We start from the raw sequence: 15815 nt of genomic DNA on the forward strand, positions 1-15815 counted from the left end.
GGAGGCGCGGAGAGCCTACGCCTTCCCTCTCAGGGCGTCGCCGGGCAGGCCGCGACGCCGGTCCGGACACCCCGCGTGAACCGGCAGCCGTAGTTCGGATCGGCTACAGTCGCGGGGGTCAGCACGTCGTCACCCTCCGGTTTCTGGCCGGTCTTTTCCCAGGTCACGAGGTCGCTGAAGGCCTGCACGAGCTCCGCCCCCGTGAATTCGCAGTGTCCCGCGGCGCGGATCGCCCGCTGGACCAGCCGCCCCCCGTTGCCCCTGGCCTCGGCGGCGCGGCGATAGCGCTGCTGATGCGCAAAGGGGACGTAGAAGTCGCCCAGCGTATGCATGGTCAGCACCGGCACACCGAAGTCGCCCTGCACGCGCGGCAGCCAGCGCAGGCCGTCGGTGCGCGCCGGGTTGGGGTCGGCGTCGGCCCCAACGCGCAGCACCGAGGCATTGAACGAGGTCTCGGCGGCGGTCGGGGTCGCCGCGTCGGTCCAGCGGTAGGTGCGGTCCACGTTGCCGTACAGGTTCTTCGTCAGGATGCCGTTGATGGTTCCGTCCGAGCCGCCCGTCCCGAACACGGCGTTCTGGGTCCCGGCCGTGCGGAAGCCCAGCTCGAACACGGGGCGGTCGCCGCCGGTCAGCCGCCGCGCCAGCTCGCGCAACCGGGTGCCCTGTACGGCGTTTTCCTGCCACAGCGCCGACGACGTATCGCTGAACAGCGCCGCCTTGATGTCGGGCAGCAGCGCCTGATAGTCGCTCTGGGGGTAGCGCTGCGGCCCCAGTCCGGCAAGCTGCGCGGCGGCCAGGGTGTAGTCGCCCAGCCACTGGAACTCGAAGTCCTGGTCCATCACGCCGCACAGGGGCAGCGCGGCGGCGTAGTTCACCTTGCTGCGCCCCTGCGCCAGCGTTTCCTTCTCGACAGCGGCCCCCGCGACGTGCCCGCCCATCGACACGCCCATGATGAGGTACTTGCCCGGCGCGGCGTATTTGCCGCCCGTCAGGGTGCCGAAGGCCAGGGCCAGGGCGTTCGTGTCCTCGACCCCGGCGCGCACGTCGTAGTAGTTGGCCGAGTAGCTGCTCGCGGCCCAGGCGTAGCCCTGCGCCACCAGGTAGCTCCGGATGGGCGGCGCCGACACGCTCAGGTTCTCGCCCGTGCCCGCGTAGCCGTGCGCGTACATGACCAGCGCGCCGTTCCAGTTGTCCGGCACCTCGATGAGGTAGCTCGCTGGTCCCTGGATGCCCGCGTAGGTGCCCTGGTACAGCTGCGCGCCGGCCAACGCGGTCTGGGTGGGCACGGCGGCCTTGAAGGTGCGCGTGTCCTGGGCGCGGGTCTCGGGGGGGGCCGCCACCTGGGAGCACCCGGCGAGCAGGCCGGTACACAGGGACAGCAGCAGCGTGGCAGAGCGGGTTCGGACCGACATGGAGACCTCCAGAAGACGGCGCGCGCAGCCTGCGGGCAGACGGGCGGGGCCGGAAGAACGGCGAACAGGTTGATGAGAGGCAGGTGTCATTAGGACCTTGTTTTTCCTCAATGTCAACTGCCAAGGGGCCGGGGAACCGCCGCTGCCAGGGGCGCGTACCCGGAAGTGTGAATAGACGAGGAGTCGGATGTGGATGTCTGGGGTGCGGCGGCGGCACGCTGCTGGTGCTGGTGCTGGTCGGGGTGCTGGCCTGGAATTTCGTGCTGCAACCCGCGCGCAGCTTCCTGGCCGGGTGGCAACCCGCGGCCCAGACCCAGACGGGCGGCGCGGGCAGCGCGGCTCCGTCCCCCACCGGCAACGTGGCGGCGGCCGTGACCAGCAGCGACCTCCAGAAGTTCGTGCGGGTGCGCCGCGACGTGCGCACGGCCCTGGGCACCAACTTCAGCGACCTGAACACGCTGTGGCAGGGCATCCAGAACGGGCAGACGCCTACGCTGCTCCAGGTCGTGAACACCATCCGCCAGACCGGCGGCAGCGTGCAGGCTGCCCGCGCCGCGCAGGCCCAGGCCCTCGGGCGGGAGAACCTGAGCGCCGAACGCTACGCCGTGATCCGCAGCGCCGTGAACCGCGCCCTGGGCGTGCCCAGCATTGACTTCGCGCAGGCGGCGAACGACCTGCAAAACGGCCGGGTCCCCAACCTGACCCGCGACGTCCAGACCGCGACCGCCCAGGAACGCCAGCTCGTCGCGCCCTTTCAACGGGAGCTGACCGAAACGGCCGCGATGGGACTGTTGGGCCTCTAAGCTCCGGACAAAAGCGGGCGCCTTCCCTCGTGGGGGCGCCCGTCTTGCGTGCATCGGGGGCGCCCAGCCTCTGCCGGGGCAGGGCCCCCGCCCCCTACTTTCTCCCAGCTCTTAGCCCAGTCTTTAGTGTGGGTCTGGCCCCACCGCCGCCGACCGGCGCCTCCGCTAGGCTGGGCGATATGATGACTTCCCTCTCCCCCACCGCCGCGTCGGAAGCGCTGTTCGCCCGCGCCCGCGCGGTGACGCCCGGCGGCGTGAACAGTCCGGTGCGGGCCTTTCGCAGCGTGGGCGGCACGCCCCGGTTCATCGCCTCGGCGCGCGGCGCGTATCTCACCGACGCCGACGGCCAGACCTACATCGACTACATCGGTTCATGGGGCCCGATGATCCTGGGCCACGACCACCCAGCGGTGCGTGAAGCCATCGCCGGGGCACTGGGCAGCGGCACGAGCTTCGGCGCGCCCAACGAGCGCGAGGTGCAACTCGCCGAACTCGTCACGCGCCTGACCGGAGCCGAGCGGGTGCGCTTCGTGAGCAGCGGCACCGAGGCCACCATGAGTGCGCTGCGGCTGGCACGCGGTTTTACCGGCCGCAAGTATATCCTCAAGTTCCGGGGCAACTACCACGGCCACGCCGACGGCCTGCTCGTCGAGGCGGGCAGCGGCCTCATGACGAACGCGGGCGAACTCGGCGCCGCCGCGCCCAGCAGCGCGGGGGTGCCCGAGGAGTACGCGGCCCTGACCCTGGTCAGCGAGTACAACGACCCCGCCGCCCTCGACGCCCTGATGGCCGAGCGCGGCCACGAGATCGCCGCCGTGATCTTCGAGCCGGTCGTGGGCAATGCCGGCGTCCTGATTCCCACCCCCGAATTTCTCGCGGCCCTGCACCGCGTCAAGGGATCGGGCACCGTCCTGATCGCCGACGAGGTCATGACCGGCTTCCGGCTCTCGCTGAACGGCGCGACCGGGCTGCTGGGCCTGTCCCCCGACCTGACCTGCTGGGGCAAGATCATCGGCGGGGGGCTGCCGGTCGGGGCCTACGGCGGCCGGGCCGAGATCATGGACTTCGTCTCCCCGCAGGGGCCGGTGTACCAGGCCGGCACCCTGAGCGGCAACCCCCTGGCGATGGCCGCCGGACTGGCGACCCTGGGCGCGCTGGAAGCCGACCCCGGCCTGTATGCCCGGCTCGACGCCTACACGGGGGCGCTGGGCGAGGGCCTGATCCGTGAGGCGCGCGCGGCCGGCGTCCCCCTGAGCGTCAACCGGGTCGGGTCGATGCTCACGGCCTTCTTTCAGGACGTGCCTCACGGCTCGGTGTGTAACTACGCCGACGCGGCGCGCAGCGACACGCGGGCCTTCGCGGCGTGGTTCCAGGAGTTGCTCGCACGCGGCGTGTACTGGGCGCCCTCGCAGTTCGAGAGCATCTTCACTGGCGCGGCCCACACCGACACCGAACTGAACGCCACGCTGGAGGCGGCCCGCGCGGCCTTCCAGACCCTGCCGGGAGGAACGCTGTGACGCAATTGAACAGCTTGCAAGACGTGAGCCGCATCCTGCGCGACCACAAGGTCATCGCCGTGGTGGGCTTTCATCCCGACCCTATGAAGCCCGCGCATTACGTTCCCGAATACATGTACCGCCAGGGCTACACCATCATTCCGGTCAATCCGGCGCTGGCGGCGCGCGGCGAGAGCTTTTTCGGCAGCCGGGCCGTCTCGACCCTCGCCGAGATTCCGGGGCCAGTGGACGTGGTCGAGGTCTTCCGGCGCAGTGACAAGGTCGGAGTCCACCTCGCCGACATGCTCGCCATGAAGCCGCTGCCGAAGGTCGTGTGGCTGCAGCAGGGCATCCGCAATGAGGAGGTCGCCGCCGAACTGCTCGCGCGCGGCGTGGATGTGGTGCAGGACCGCTGTATGCTCGCCGACCACCGCGCGCTGCTGTGAGGCCCGTCGCCCATCTAAACCGCGACACCCGGCTGTGCATGAGCCTCGCCGGGCGGCCAGGCAACTTCGGCACCCGCTTTCACAACTGGCTGTACGCAGCGCTGGACCTCAACTACGTCTACAAGGCCTTCACGACCACGGACCTGCCAGGCGCGGTCGCGGCATCCGGGCGCTGGGGGTCAGGGGCTGCGCGGTGTCCATGCCCTACAAGGAAGCCGTGATCCCACTGCTCGACGAGCTGGACCCCTCGGCCGCCGCCATCGGATCGGTCAACACCGTCGTGAACGAGGACGGCTTCCTGCGCGCCTATAACACCGATTACACGGCAATCCGGCTGCTGGTCGGGGAGCACCGGCTTGACCCGGCCCAGACGGTGGCCGTGCGCGGCAGCGGCGGGATGGGCAAGGCCGTGGCCTGTGCGCTCCGCGACGGGGGCTTCACCCGCGGCACGCTGGTGGCCCGCAACGAGGCGGCGGGCCGGGCGCTGGCCGGGCGCTGCGGCTGGGACTGGCAACCTGCGCCCGTGGCCGCTGATCTCCTCGTCAACGTGACGCCCATCGGTATGGCGGGCGGCCCGGAGGCGGACGCCCTGGCCTTCGCGCCCGACCTCGTCGCCCAGGCCCGCACGGTGTTCGACGTGGTGGCCCTCCCTGCCGAGACCCCACTGATCCTGGAGGCCCGCGCGCAGGGCCGCCCCGTCATCACCGGACTGGAGGTCGTGGCCCTGCAGGCCCTCGAACAGTTCGTGCTGTATACCGGCGTGCGCCCCAGCCCCGAACAGGTGCGCGACGCGGTAGCCTACGCCCGGAACTGACCTGAGGGTTCCCTCCTATCCAGCCTAGAGGCGTCTTTCAGAAGTAACGGAACACGCCTCCAGGCAGGGCGAGATCAGGCCAGGGGGCCGGAGCCCTCCGCTTCCGGCCGGGTCGCCACGATCCGGATTTCGCCGTAGCTGTCCGTCTGCTCGGCCTGGAACTGGCCCTCCTTGACCCCCTCCAGCAGCGCGGAAAAGTAGGTCGTGCGCTCACCCCAGCCCTGGGCCGGAACGCCGCGGAAGGTGAAGTGCCGCAGCCGCTCGCCAAAGGCCACGAGCGAACGCAGGGCGTCGGCGAGAGTCAGCCGCTCGCGTGACAGCAGGGGGACCTCGACCTGCCGCACTGCGTTCTGGGCCGCCTGCACCAGCCGCGCCAGACTGCGGCCGGGCGTGCGCCGCGCCTCGCGGCGGGGCAGGTCAACCGGCGCGGCCCGGCCCGGAATCAGGCCCTCGCGCTCGCGGCGCCGGGCGGCCAGAAAACCCACCAGCCGGTCGAGTTCGGCCAGCGCCTCGACCCCGCCGGCCAGGTCCTGCGCGGCGCCCTCGTCCCAGGAGTCCTCGCCGGGCAGCGCTGGTTCGGCGTTGGGAGGGGGCAGCAGCAGCCTGGCCTTCAGGGCGATCACGCCCGCCAGAGTGGGCAGCAGCTCGGGCCAGCGGCGGGCCAGGGCCGACACGTCCCCGCCGCCCACCTGCGCTGCCCAGGCCAGCACCTCGCGGGTCAGGCGCAGCAGCGGCACCTCACCGGGGGACAGACGCCCTGCGCGCAGCGCCGAGGCGAGTTCGCTCAGCGTGCCCCGGAACACCGGGAGCTGAACCACGAAGCCCTGCGGCGAGGCGGTCTCGGACGTGGGCCGGACTGCGCCGGGGTCCCGGATCTCGGGCAGGGACAGGCGCGGCGTCACCGGCCGATTGTAGGACAAAAGGAGCGGCGGCCCCGCCGCTGTGGCAGGGGCCGCCGCCCGGAATCCTGGAAGGATCAGGGGGTGCTGGGGGTCGTGGGCGTCTCGGTCGCGGGCGTACCCGTGGCCGGGGTCTCAGTCGCGGGGGTCTGGGTGGCCGCGCCGCTGCCGGAGGTGCTGCCGCCCTCCGCCGGAGTTTCGGTGGCGGGCGTGCCGGTCGCCGGGGTGCCCGTCGCAGGCGTACCCGTACCGGTCGCGGGCGTGGTGGTCTTGGGCGCGGCGGCGGCCACACGCTTGGCTTGGGCATCGAGCACCGTCTGGAGGCGGTTGGTCGGCTTGAGGGCCGCCACCTGCTCGGCGATGAACTTCTGGCCCGCTTCACTCTTCTTGCTCGCCAGCACCTGCTCCTCGATCTGGGCGCGCACGGCGCTCAGGGGCTGGGTGGTGGCCCGCTTGAGGTCGGTGACGTAGGCGACCGAGAAGCGCTGGCCGGCCGGCACGACCGGCGAGAGGCTGCCCTCGCCCACGCTGCGCAGGTTGGGGCCGAAGACGGCCGTCTCCAGCTCGGTGCCGAGCTTCTGGTCGCCCGAGGTCACGGCGCCGCGCTCGCTCACGGTGCCGCCTGCACGGGTCGCCGCAGCGACGAACTCGCCCTGGCCGTCCCAGTCGGTGCGGAAGGCTTCGGCCTGGGTGTGGGTGGCGAAGCTGGCCTCGTCCACCGTGGCGCTGCCCGGAGTCTCGAACTGGGCGACGTTCTGGCGGTAGAACGCCTGCACGTCACTGTCGGCCACCTTCACGTCACGCGCGCCATAGGCACTCAGGGCGCTGGCGATCTCCTGGCGGGTGCCCACCAGATCGAGCTTCAGTTTCTCGGCGATGGCCGGGGCCGCGTAGCCGCTGATGAGCTGCTGCACGATCTGGGGCTTGAGGCCGGTGTTGACCAGCCCCGCGACCTGCTCGGCCGGCAGCTGCTGGAAGATCTGCGCGATCTGCTGGTTGTTGACGACCTGCTCGACAACGTCCGCGTAGGGGATGTTCTGGCCCGACACGGTCGCCACGGTGGGGTTCTCGACCTTCCAGGCCGGGTCCACGTACTCGATCTTGGCGTCCTTCTGGAGGCCGTCGAGCCACTTCTCGACCACGGCGTCCTTCTTCTGCTGGGTGACGGTGGCCTGCACCTGCGCCGACACTTCCGAGAAGGGCCGGGTGGCGGGCGCGAGGTAACGCTCGACCTTCACGATGTAGAACTTGCCGCCGCTGGGGATCACGTCGGTCACGCCGCCGCTCTGCAGGGCGAAGGCCGCCGCACCGACCTCGGTGGGCAGCGCTACCTGCGCCACCGGGCGCGGGCTGCCGTTCTCGACTGGGCCCAGGGCACCGCCCCGGTCCTTGAACTCGGTGCTGTTGGCGCTCGCCAGAGCAGCGAAGTCCGCCCCCTGCGCGCGGGCCTGGGTCAGCAGGGCGTCGGCCTTGGCACGGTCGGCGACCACGATCTGGCGGCCCACGATGCGGGCGTCACTCTGGTACTGGCTCTGGTTGAGGTCGTAGTAGGTCTGCGCCTCGGCCGTGGTGGCGGCGGGCACGTCCTTCTGCAGCGACTCGACCTTGCGCTGCACCGCCAGCTGGTCCCGCACCTGGGTCCGGTAGGCCGCGTCGGTCAGACCCGCGCCCTGCAGGGCGTCGGTCCAGGCCTTGTTGTCGGTCAGGCTGCGCGCCTCACGGAACTTCTTGACCTCGGCGTCCACGTCCTGACGGCTCACGTTGATGTCACTGGCGGCCTGGGTATACAGCGCGCGGCGCACGCTCTGCGAGACCACATAGGTCTTGAAGTCGTCGCCCAGCAACCCGGTGTCGGTGCTGGCCAGGACGGGGTTGCTGCGCCGCGCCGCTTCGAGCTCCTCGACCGTCACGGTCGCCCCGTCCACACGCAGGGCCGGCGTGCCGGTCTGACGGCCGAACAGGCCGCCCGCGCCGCCGCCGCTCAGCGAGGGCACGAACTGGTAGGCCATCCCCACCACGAGTAGCAGGGCCAGAACGATCAACAGACCGTTCACGAGTGGTTTTCGTTTCACTTGATCTCCTTGGGGCAAAATGCTAGGGTACCTGAGCTTTCGCGCTCGTAGCTCAGCTGGATAGAGCGTTGGCCTCCGAAGCCAAAGGCCGCTGGTTCAAGTCCAGTCGAGCGCACCACTTCAATCCCGGTTTCTTTTCGCGCCGCCCCCAGGGGCGGCGTTCGGGTTGTTGGGGCGCAAAACCCCTGGTCGCAGGCACACGTCGTCAAGTCTAGCACGCGTCCTGAAGGGTAGATGAAGCGGACTTAAGCCGTGTGGCACGTCACTTTACCCCCGCCTTACCCCACGCCCCCGGGGTGGGCGTCCCGTCCCGGAGGCGCGGGCGTATGGTGGCCGGGTGAAACGCCTTTTCCCGCCGCACCGGGGCGCGGCCCTGGCGGCCCTGATGCTGTGCGCGCTGCTCGGAGCCTGTCAGAAACAGCCGGCGGCCGAGGACCTCACGTCGCGCGTGCTGTTCACCGCCAATGGATCCTACGACTCCAGCGCCGACGCCCGCACCCGCGAGGGCCACGGCGTGCGCCGCGTGCGCTGGGACCGGCGTCCTCCCCTGCCCGCCAGCAGCGTGCAGGTGGAGTACGACAGCGACCTGCGCCCCCTGGCCTGGATCATGACCGTGCGCGGCGCGCAGTTCTCAGCCGCCGACCTCGCTGCCGGGCAGGGCCGCGCCGTCCAGACGGAGCAGGGACCGGGCACTGTCATCCAGGGGGGCCGCCTGAAGGACGTGCTCGTGCTGCCGGGCCAGAGCGAATTGCGGCTGCTGACGCGCGGCTACGTCACGCAACTTCAGCCCACGCTGCTTCCCGCCTTCACGCCCTGAGCCCCCAGGGCACGCGTCCGGGGGTTCACAGTGACGCCTCCTTCGTGGGCTGAAGCCCTTAACAGCTCAGCGCGCCGTGTTGCGCCCGGCAGCCTTGGCCTCGTAGAGCCGGGCGTCGGCGCGGGCGAACAGCGCGGCGGGCGAGTCGGCCTCGCCGCGCAGGGCCGCCACCCCGAAACTCGCGGTCACGGCCAGCCCCGCCAGAGCGCTGCGCTCGACCTCGCTGCACAGCGTCTCGGCGAGGGCCAGGGCGTCGGTGCGCGGCACGCCCGGCAACACGATCAGAAATTCCTCGCCGCCCCAGCGCCCCACCGTCCCGCCCAGGCCCCCCACATTGCGCCGCAGCCGCTTGGCGAAGGCCCGCAGCACGTCGTCGCCCGCGCCGTGACCGTGCTGATCGTTGACCTGCTTGAAGCGGTCGATGTCGGTCACGATGATGCTCAGGGGCGTGCCGCTGCGCCGGGCATAGACGGCCGTCTTGCCGAGATGTTCTTCCAGCGCCGCGCGGCCCAGGGTCCCCGTCAGGGCGTCGAGACGTGCGGCGCGCAACTGGCTGCTCGTCTCGGCATAGACCGTGAGATGCACCTCGGTGAAGCGCATCAGGCTGAAGCCCAGGACGGCGACGGCGGGCAGGGCCAGCCCGGCCGCACGCCACAGGTCCGCCGCTTCGCCGGTCGGGGGCCACATCACGAGCACCAGCGTGAGCAGCAGCCCCAGCGCCGCCGCGAAGGCCGTGCCCAGCACCGACCCCAGGAAGACAAAGAGCGCCAGCACGATGACCCCCAGCCACACCAGCAGTTCGTCCGGACTGGCCCCCCGCTGCCCCAGCCGGGCCGCCCACAGCGTCACGAGCAGCAGGGCCGGCAGCGCCCACACGACCTCGGCCAGCAGGCGACCGGGCTTCTGGCGGGCCAGGCTCAGGGAGCTCAGGACCACGCCCAGCAGGGCCACCAGGGCGACGAAGGCCCGGAGCTGCGCCGTGCCGTCCTGTGACTGGCCCGCTAGGAACAGAAAATGCAGCAGCACGGCGGCACACAGCCCCAGACGGAGGCGTTCGCGCAGGTGCCACAGCAGATTCCGCTCAACATCCACAGCCATACCCCCGCCCGTGGGCTTCCATAGGCGCGGGGCCGCTGCGCCCTGCCCCCTCCTCCAGTTGCCTCTCCCGGCTCCGCGCCGGAGGAGGGCCGCCGCGCTGGCCCCGTTCCGAAAGACCTCCGAGCCGCCGTTCTCCCCTCATCCACTGCCACGCGGACCTTCTCCCCTGTCACGGGCCCGGCTCTGACAGACCGAGAGAAGAGTAACAGCTCCCTCCCGGAGTGCCCACGCTTTCGGCCGACCGCCCCCGATGGGGGCCACGACACGCCGCAAGTCTGACTTTCACCGCCACCGCGAACTACGAAAACGCCCCGGCCAGGACCACAGCGGGCCAGGGCCGGGGCAGCCGGAAAGACGCTTAGAGCAGTTCCTCCGGACGGAAGAACAGACCCAGTTCGCGCTCGGCACTTTCGCTGCTGTCGCTGCCGTGGGTGACGTTCTCGCCCGTGGTAGTGGCGAAGTCGGCACGGATGGTGCCGGGGGCGGCGTTGGCCGGGTTGGTGGCGCCCATCATGCCGCGCCAGCCGGCGATGGCGTTCTCGCCTTCCAGGGCGATGGCGACGACCGGCCCGCCGGTGATGAAGCTCACCAGTTCGCCGAAGAAGGGACGCTCGCGGTGCTCGCCGTAGTGGTTTTCGGCGGTCGCGCGCGAGATCACCATCTGCTTGAGGCCCACCACGCGGTAGCCCTTGCGCTCGATGCGCGCGAGAATCTCGGGGGTCAGGCCGCGGCGGACGCCGTCGGGCTTGATCATGGCAAAAGTGCGTTCCATAGCGTTCCGGAGCATAGCAGACGGCGGGCTAGACGTTTCCGGTGCCGCCCGGTCCCGCCACCTCACGCCGCAGCCGCAGCCGCACCTCGCTCAGCCGGCCGGGACCAAACACGCCGCGCAGCAGCACCCGGCCGGCGCGGTCGGTCAGGACCGGTACGTCGTGGCCGTACAGGCGCTCCCACTCGGGGTCGCCGCCGACCTCACGCCGCTCGTATACGAAGCCGTAGCGCTCCAGACGTTCCTCGGCCTGTTCGCACAGGTGGCACCCCAGGCGGCTGTACAGGTACAGTCCGGCCTCGGGACTGGCCCCCGGCCCCGGCTCAGGCATGGGCCGGGCTGCCGGCCCGGGGACGTTCCAGCAGGGCCATCGCCATGACGGGCGCGTACATGTCACGCGAGGTCAACAAGTCGCCGGCCATCGAGTAGGTCCGCAGCACCTGTCCGCCCTGGCGCACGGCGTAGATCTGTCCCTCCGCGCTGACCTGAAGCAGCCAGGTGGCGTCGGCCGGTTCGCCGACCAGGGTCTCCAGGGCGAAGGCCGTGCCGGAGCTGCCGTCGGCGCCTACCCGGCGCAGCTTGCGCGCCACACTGTCCACGATGTACACGTTGCCGGCGGCGTCCACGCTCAGGCCCTCCAGGGGGCGCAGGCCCTCGCTGCCCTTGTCGAGCCGGAAGGCGTAGCGGCTGAGGTACTCGCCCTGCGCCGTGAAGCGCTGCACCTCGCAGTTGCCGTGGTCGAGCACGTAGACTTCGCCGGCCGGCGACGCCGCGATGGCAGCCGGCTGCCCGAACCGCCCCATACCGCTGCCACGCCCGCCGAACCGCCGCACGAACTTGCCCTGGGCGGTGAACACACTCACGGCGTGCGACTCGGCGTCTAGGACATATAGTTCCTGGCCGATCATGGCGAGACCCACCGGGCGCAGCAGTTCACCCTCGGCCAAGCCGTAGGCCCCGAAGGCCAGCACCTCGCGGCCCTGGGCATCGAGCTTGCGGATCAGGGGACCGCCCTTGCCCTGGCGCAGGTCCACCAGGGCGATATACAGGTGGCCCTGACGGTCGCCCACGATGGCCCCCGGCGCGCCCGGCAGCCCAGCCTCGCCGCTCGACTGGTCGCGCAGGCTCAGGCGCAGCTTGCCGTGCAGGTCGAGCAGCCGCAGCGTGCCGTGCCGCTCCTGAATACTGATCGCCAGCGCCACCGGATCGTCGAAGGTCTCGTCGCTCAGGACCCCGGCGTCGATCCGCGCGATCACCTCGTCGAGGGTGGGGCGGCCGGCGGGATCTTTTTCGATCATGTTCAGCACGAGGTCGCTGAACTTGCCCGGCACGTCCAGTCGGACCTGCTTGGGAGGCTTGGGCGACTCGAACACCTGCTGATGCACGACCGCCTCGTAGCTGCCCCGGAAGGCGGTCTGGCCCGTGATCATCTCGTACGCCAGCAGGCCCAGCGAGTACACGTCACTGCGGGCGTCTACGCGGTTGCCCTTGGCCTGCTCGGGTGCCATGTAGATGGGCGTGCCCACCCGCGCGCCAGTCATGGTCAGGCGGGTCAGGACCTTGCCGACCGCGATGCCGAAATCCATGAGCTTGACTCCGCCGTCGCGCAGCTGCCCGCCGTTCAGGGCGCCCTGCGTGACCATCACGTTGGCCGGCTTGATGTCGCGGTGCACCACGTTCTGCATGTGGATATGGCGCAGGGCGTCGGACAGCGCCCGCAGAATCTGCACGCTCTCGTCGAAGCCGAGTTCGCGTTCCTCGAGGAGGGCTTCGAGGCTCTGGCCGTCGAGGAACTCCATGGCGATGTAGTGCTCGGGGTCCTGCATGCGGTAGTCGTAGACCCGCACGATGTTGGGGTGGCTGAAGCGTTTGAGCACCTCCGCCTCGCGGTAGAACCGCTTGACGAATTTGGCGTCGGCGAGGTACTTCTCCTGCGGCACCTTGAGGGCCACAACCTTGCCGTCGTTCTTGCGCTGGGCGCGGTACACACTGCCCATGCCGCCTACCCCTACGCGGTCGAGCACCTCGTACTCCTGAAAGTGGAGGTCACTGACCGTCAGGCTGGTCGGGGCGCGCGGGGCCGGCGCCGTGGGCTTGGCGGTGCGCTGCACCCGCACCGGGCGCGCCCGTTCGAGCAGCCGCAACCCACCGGTCCGCAGCCGGGGCAGCTGCGGCGCTCCGAGCGTGAAGGCCGCGCCGCCCAGCAGGGTCACCACCGCGACGAGCAGCCCCTGGGTCCGTGCCAGACGCCTCAGCAGGTCGCCCTCGGTGGCGCCCAGGTTCACGGCGATCAGGAACAACGCCAGTACGGTGCCTGCCACCGCCAGAACCGCGCTCAGGGTGCGCTCGGACATCCGGATGAGCAGCAGCAGCGTGACCACGAACAGGGCCACCAGCAGGGCGGTGTTCACGCGGGGTCCGGTCGGCGCGGCGGGCAGGAAGAGGCAGGAGACACCATCCCCACTGTTATAACCGCCCCCGCTTGCAGCGTGCTTACAACGCCAGACCGCCGGCGCCCGCGCGCCCCCGGGAACTCACCGTGGGGGCGGCGCGGGCGCCGGAAAATCCGCCGGGCTATCAGCCCTGGCGGGGCTCGCTGGGCGTCACGGCCTGGGGTGTGACCGCCTGCGCCATGACCACCTGGGGCTGGGCGGCGATGACCTGGGTGACGGGCTGGGCCGGAGCTGGCTGAGCCTGGGCAGCTGGCGCGTCGCGCATGGCGCCGTCGAAATCTTCCTTGAGGCCCTGGGTGCTGCGGCGGAACTCGCGCAGCGCCCCCCCCAGACTCTTGCCGAGGTCGGGCAGTTTGCGCGGCCCGAATACGAGCAGCGCGACGATCAGAATGACGAGGATTTCTCCGGGACCGAGGTTGGGCATGGGGTGGACCTCCAGGGGAAGAACGGGCGTGAACACCGCTTTGCCGCCGAGTCTAGTCCTTCCGCGCGCCGGGGCGGATGCGCCGCGGGTGAGAAGCCGCGCAGACTTCAGGAGGGTCGGCGCTTCCCGGTCCGGGCGGCGCGGAAGGGGCCTTTGGACCCTCCGCCGGGCCGCCGCGGCGAGGCTCAGTCCTCGCGCACGCCGCCCGCCGTCCAGGCCGGGGTGGCGTCGCGGTAGGCGCGCAGGGTGCCGTCCATGAAGGCCACGTACAGCGCGCCCCCGGCCGCCAGAGGCGTGGCCTGCACGCCGGTGCGCTCGCGCCGGGTCCAGCGCACCGCGCCCGTGGCGAGGTCGAGCACCGCCAGTTCGCCCAGCTCGGAGGCGATGTACACCAGCCCGCCGCTGATGACCGGGCTGGCCGTGACCCGGCCCTCCAGCGCGTGCGCCCACAGGTCCTCGCCGTCCGAGAGCCGCAGGGCCCGCACCACCCCCCCCCACCCGGCCACCACGACCACCCCATGCCCCCCGGCCGGACCACGCGCCACCTCGGCAGGCGCCGCAGTGGCCAGCAGAGGCGCCGCCACTGCCGAACGGGCGATGGCAGGCGAGGCCCAGACCTCGTCTTCCAGGTCGTAGGTCCACAGGATGGGTTCGTCGGCCCTGAGCGCCGCGCGCCCCGACGCCGCACTCAGACGCAGGGCGTGAACTTCGCCCGGCCAGGTGGCGATGACGAGTGTGGCCTCGGCCGGGCCGGTGGGCAACAGGGCCGGGGTCGCGTGGACCGTGCCCACCTCGACTTTCCACAGCGGGCCGCCGCTGCGGGCGTCAATGGCGTGCAACCAGCCGTCCTCGTCACACAGCAGCGCGGCCCCTGCCCAGATGACCGGGCTGGCAGCCAGCGGCCCCCCGGTACGGTAGGCCCAGGCCAGCTCGCCGGTGCGCAGGTTCAGGGCGTGCAGGTGGCCGTCGCGGCTGGCAGCCAGCACCCGGTCGGCCCAGACGGTCGGCGCGCCCGTGAACTCGGCGCGGGCCTGGTGACGCCAGACCTCCTGGCCGCTCTGCAGTTCGGCGCGGCGCAGGGTGCCGTCCCAGGCACCGTACAGGACGTGCCCCCCCAGGAAGGTCGCTGGGGCCGTCACCTCGTCACGCGCCGCGAAGGTTGCGTAGGGCCGGCCCGAGGTATGGGTCAAGACGAGTTGCCCGCCGCGCGTGCCCACAGCCACGAGGTCCCCCTCGCCCACCACCGCCGCCGGCCACGTCACCTCGCCGGGCAGCGGCACGCTCCAGGCCTCCTGCAACCGGGACGCGCGGGCCGGACCGTCGGGGTGTTCGCCGCTGCGCACGCGCCCGCCCCGGTACTGCCCGCGCGCGTGGGCGGTCCACACGTCGCGCCGCGCCAGCGCCCACAGGTGCGCGAGCACCTCGCCGCTGTCAGGCCGGCGCTCGGGCCGCTTGGCCAACAGGGCCAGCAGCACCTGCGCCACCGCGTCGGGAATGGCCGGATTGAGTTCGCGCGGGTCGGGCGCGGCCTCGTAGACATGCTGGTACAGCACGCTCTGGTCGCTGTCACCCACGAACGGCGGACTGCCGCACGCCACGCGGTACAGCACCGCTCCCAGCGCGTACAGGTCGCTGCGGGCGTCCACGCCGGTGCCCTTGGCCTGCTCGGGGGCCATGTAGGCCGGCGTCCCCAGCGTGACCCCGCTGCGCGTGAGGTGCCGGGTGTGCTCCGAGAGGGCCACCAGGCCGAAGTCCATGATGCGCGGCAGTCCCGCGCCGTCGAGTAGCACGTTGCCGGGCGTGAGGTCGCGGTGCACGATGCCCTGGGCGTGCACGAAATGCAGCGCCCGCGACGCGAAAGCCGCCGCCGTGAGAAAGCGCGCCAGCGGTCCCGGCGCGTCCTCCAGCGGCCCCAGCGCCGTGATCGGGCCGCCGGTGAGCAGCGGCATGGTGAAAAAAGGCCGCCCACCCTCCGGCTCCTCGCCCAAGTCGAGCACCGACACTACGCCGGGGTGGGTCAGGCGCGCCAGCGTGCGGACCTCGCGCAGAAAACGGCGGCGGTCGGACTCGGGCACGTGGGCGTGCATGACCTTGACCGCCACCTCGCGGTCCAGCAGGGCGTCGCCGGCGCGGAACACCTGCGCGCTTCCCCCCTCGCCCAGCAGGGCGCGCAGGTCGTAGCGGCCGGCCAGCAGCGTCCCGGTTTCCAGCGGCATCTCTCCTGCAGTGTAGTACGGCGCGGTGTTCCCCGGCTCTGATGACAAAGGCGGGTGGGAAGCGGAGACCAGGAACCGGCCCCTCGCTTCCCACCC

General features: G+C 71.3%; 14 protein-coding genes and 1 tRNA gene. 6 read left to right on the forward strand and 9 right to left on the reverse strand.

The genetic code is table 11. The annotated features are described in order from the left end of the window. Positions 1 to 29 precede the first annotated feature (29 nt). Entirely contained in the window at positions 30 to 1412 is a 1383-nt protein-coding gene (locus tag ASF71_RS17545) for a S9 family peptidase (RefSeq protein WP_235514586.1), read from the reverse strand. A gap of 167 nt (positions 1413 to 1579) precedes the next feature. Here ASF71_RS17545 and ASF71_RS17550 point away from each other — a divergent pair, with 167 nt between their 5' ends. The 4 genes from ASF71_RS17550 (at position 1580) to ASF71_RS17565 (ending at position 4971) form a co-directional block, all read left to right on the forward strand. Continuing rightward, positions 1580 to 2215 (forward strand): hypothetical protein, encoded by a 636-nt coding sequence (locus ASF71_RS17550; protein WP_235514587.1) that lies wholly within the window; start codon positions 1580 to 1582, stop codon positions 2213 to 2215. 182 nt (positions 2216 to 2397) lie between these two features. Next, positions 2398 to 3732, forward strand: coding sequence for a glutamate-1-semialdehyde 2,1-aminomutase (gene hemL, locus ASF71_RS17555; RefSeq protein WP_056302995.1), 1335 nt, complete (start codon positions 2398 to 2400; stop codon positions 3730 to 3732). Next, positions 3729 to 4157: a CoA-binding protein gene (locus ASF71_RS17560; protein ID WP_056302486.1), complete on the forward strand. Its 429-nt coding sequence runs from the start codon at positions 3729 to 3731 to the stop codon at positions 4155 to 4157. The genes hemL and ASF71_RS17560 overlap by 4 nt, the downstream gene beginning before the upstream one ends. A 199-nt stretch (positions 4158 to 4356) precedes the next feature. Continuing rightward, complete coding sequence (locus tag ASF71_RS17565) at positions 4357 to 4971, forward strand: shikimate 5-dehydrogenase (RefSeq protein ID WP_235514589.1); 615 nt, start codon at positions 4357 to 4359, stop codon at positions 4969 to 4971. Positions 4972 to 5045: 74 nt separating this feature from the next. On the opposite strand, the gene ASF71_RS17570 is transcribed toward ASF71_RS17565, so the two are convergent. Together ASF71_RS17570 and ASF71_RS17575 are read right to left on the reverse strand one after the other, a co-directional pair. Further along, positions 5046 to 5789, reverse strand: a complete 744-nt coding sequence (locus ASF71_RS17570) for a ScpA family protein (RefSeq protein ID WP_082506184.1) — start codon at positions 5787 to 5789, stop codon at positions 5046 to 5048. A 158-nt stretch (positions 5790 to 5947) separates the two neighbouring features. After that, positions 5948 to 7942 carry a peptidylprolyl isomerase gene (locus ASF71_RS17575; protein WP_056302487.1) on the reverse strand — a complete coding sequence of 665 codons (1995 nt, stop codon included), beginning with the start codon at positions 7940 to 7942 and terminating at the stop codon, positions 5948 to 5950. A gap of 41 nt (positions 7943 to 7983) precedes the next feature. Between ASF71_RS17575 and ASF71_RS17580 the strand changes: the two genes are divergently transcribed. Both ASF71_RS17580 and ASF71_RS17585 read left to right on the forward strand, forming a co-directional pair. Beyond that, positions 7984 to 8060, forward strand: a tRNA-Arg gene (locus tag ASF71_RS17580). A gap of 219 nt (positions 8061 to 8279) precedes the next feature. Beyond that, a complete protein-coding gene (locus tag ASF71_RS17585; RefSeq protein WP_235514592.1) occupies positions 8280 to 8759 on the forward strand; it encodes a hypothetical protein in 480 nt (159 codons plus the stop codon). Positions 8760 to 8825: 66 nt separating this feature from the next. Here the strand turns inward: ASF71_RS17585 and ASF71_RS17590 are convergent, their stop codons facing one another. From ASF71_RS17590 to ASF71_RS17615, 6 genes are all read right to left on the reverse strand, one after another. Then, the gene (locus ASF71_RS17590) at positions 8826 to 9857 is read right to left on the reverse strand and encodes a diguanylate cyclase (protein WP_235514594.1); all 1032 of its coding nucleotides are present in this window, start codon (positions 9855 to 9857) and stop codon (positions 8826 to 8828) included. A 358-nt stretch (positions 9858 to 10215) separates the two neighbouring features. Continuing rightward, positions 10216 to 10629, reverse strand: coding sequence for a nucleoside-diphosphate kinase (ndk, locus tag ASF71_RS17595; protein WP_056302488.1), 414 nt, complete (start codon positions 10627 to 10629; stop codon positions 10216 to 10218). A 28-nt stretch (positions 10630 to 10657) separates the two neighbouring features. Then, the gene (locus ASF71_RS17600) at positions 10658 to 10957 is read right to left on the reverse strand and encodes a glutaredoxin family protein (protein WP_056302489.1); all 300 of its coding nucleotides are present in this window, start codon (positions 10955 to 10957) and stop codon (positions 10658 to 10660) included. Further along, positions 10950 to 12980 carry a protein kinase gene (locus ASF71_RS17605; RefSeq protein WP_082506185.1) on the reverse strand — a complete coding sequence of 677 codons (2031 nt, stop codon included), beginning with the start codon at positions 12978 to 12980 and terminating at the stop codon, positions 10950 to 10952. The genes ASF71_RS17600 and ASF71_RS17605 overlap by 8 nt, the downstream gene beginning before the upstream one ends. A gap of 223 nt (positions 12981 to 13203) precedes the next feature. Then, complete coding sequence (locus tag ASF71_RS17610; protein ID WP_056303004.1) at positions 13204 to 13503, reverse strand: twin-arginine translocase TatA/TatE family subunit; 300 nt, start codon at positions 13501 to 13503, stop codon at positions 13204 to 13206. Positions 13504 to 13688: 185 nt separating this feature from the next. After that, positions 13689 to 15719, reverse strand: coding sequence for a PQQ-binding-like beta-propeller repeat protein (locus ASF71_RS17615; RefSeq protein ID WP_056302491.1), 2031 nt, complete (start codon positions 15717 to 15719; stop codon positions 13689 to 13691). Positions 15720 to 15815 lie beyond the last annotated feature (96 nt).

It is taken from the genome of Deinococcus sp. Leaf326 (assembly GCF_001424185.1).
Classification (GTDB): Bacteria; Deinococcota; Deinococci; order Deinococcales; family Deinococcaceae; genus Deinococcus.

Coding starts and splice junctions, on each gene's coding strand:
- ASF71_RS17545 (WP_235514586.1), bottom strand. CDS start 1,412: ATGTCGGTCCGAACCCGCTCTGCCACGCTGCTGCTGTCCCTGTGTACC.
- hemL (WP_056302995.1), top strand. CDS start 2,398: ATGACTTCCCTCTCCCCCACCGCCGCGTCGGAAGCGCTGTTCGCCCGC.
- ASF71_RS17565 (WP_235514589.1), top strand. CDS start 4,357: ATGCCCTACAAGGAAGCCGTGATCCCACTGCTCGACGAGCTGGACCCC.
- ASF71_RS17590 (WP_235514594.1), bottom strand. CDS start 9,857: ATGGCTGTGGATGTTGAGCGGAATCTGCTGTGGCACCTGCGCGAACGC.
- ndk (WP_056302488.1), bottom strand. CDS start 10,629: ATGGAACGCACTTTTGCCATGATCAAGCCCGACGGCGTCCGCCGCGGC.
- ASF71_RS17600 (WP_056302489.1), bottom strand. CDS start 10,957: ATGCCTGAGCCGGGGCCGGGGGCCAGTCCCGAGGCCGGACTGTACCTG.
- ASF71_RS17605 (WP_082506185.1), bottom strand. CDS start 12,980: ATGTCCGAGCGCACCCTGAGCGCGGTTCTGGCGGTGGCAGGCACCGTA.
- ASF71_RS17610 (WP_056303004.1), bottom strand. CDS start 13,503: ATGCCCAACCTCGGTCCCGGAGAAATCCTCGTCATTCTGATCGTCGCG.
- ASF71_RS17615 (WP_056302491.1), bottom strand. CDS start 15,719: ATGCCGCTGGAAACCGGGACGCTGCTGGCCGGCCGCTACGACCTGCGC.